Here is a 1,152-nt window from a genome sequence, read left to right as displayed (position 1 = left end):
TCACAATGATGGCTCACGATGTACAGATGTTGTTTTAATAAATCATTCAGACCATGACTTACGTTGGAATCGATGTCAGCAAGGCGACTTTCGTTGTCGCTTATTCGTCAGCCAAGACAAGCAGGACGAGAACATTCAAGAACACCGTAAAGGGAGTTCACGAGTTTATCCAGACCATTTCTCCGGCAACACATCATTGCGTGCTGGAAGCAACGGGCAATTACAGCGCATTGCTTGTTTATCTGCTTTCAGAGGCAGGCATTACCGTCAGCCTTGAAAATCCGCTGAAGATAAAGAACTTCGCCCGTGTCATGCTCACCGTCATAAAAACGGATGAGATTGATGCGCGCCTGATAGCCCTTTATGGGGAAAAGATGCAGCCTGCGCCTTACAAACTTCGAAGCGAACCAATTCTCATTCTCAAGCAGAAACGGACGGTGCTGCGCCAGCTTAAGAAACAACTTGTAGCCACACGCAACCTCAAAGGCTCGATGGAAGTCCTTCCGTTCTTTGACCCCAAATGCAAGAAAACCATCGAAAAGACGATTGTATTTCTTGAAAAGCAGATCAAAGGGATGGAAGAGGAACTCGCTTCATTGGCACAAGGTGAATACAAGAAACAGATGGACTTGCTCACCTCTATCAAAGGCATCGGCATTACGCTGGCAGCAGCACTTATCGTAGCCACCGGCGGATTCACTTACTTTGATAATGCCAAACAACTCACCCGATACTTGGGCTTGTCACCTACTTACCAACAATCCGGTACGTCAGTCAATGTCAAAGGTCACATCAACCGAAACGGAGATTCAGCCTTGAGAAGCCAGCTTTATGTGGCGGCGTTCTCGTCTCTCAGGTGCAATACCGAGTGCAAGGCATGTTTTGACCGTCTCAGGTCCAACGGCAAGCCCGGCAAGGTGGCGGTCATTGCGGTCGCCAACAAGCTTGTAAGGCAAGCCTTTGCTGTCGTCACGCAAGGGAAACCCTATGTCGATGGATTCAAATCCGAAAAAACATAATAGCTCCTGCGGAGGGAACGCCATGCGGCAAGGGGCTGAGCAGTCAGCCCCGACGAGCCTTCCATGCACGATAACTTGCATGAGTATGCTAATTATCGTTAACCGTATTCTGTTTTTATATTATAGTTCATAT

1 protein-coding gene is annotated in these 1,152 nt (G+C 47.9%); it reads left to right on the top strand.

From position 1 onward, the window contains the following. The first annotated feature begins 53 nt into the window (after positions 1-53). Positions 54-1,019, top strand: coding sequence for a transposase (locus E5342_RS18995; RefSeq protein ID WP_120471065.1), 966 nt, complete (start codon positions 54-56; stop codon positions 1,017-1,019). Positions 1,020-1,152: the final 133 nt, after the last annotated feature.

This window comes from Parabacteroides distasonis, from assembly GCF_004793765.1.
Taxonomy (GTDB): Bacteria; Bacteroidota; Bacteroidia; order Bacteroidales; family Tannerellaceae; genus Parabacteroides; species Parabacteroides distasonis_A.
The sequence above is the reverse complement of the archived record's forward strand: the minus strand, read 5'-3'. Positions and strand labels throughout refer to the sequence as shown.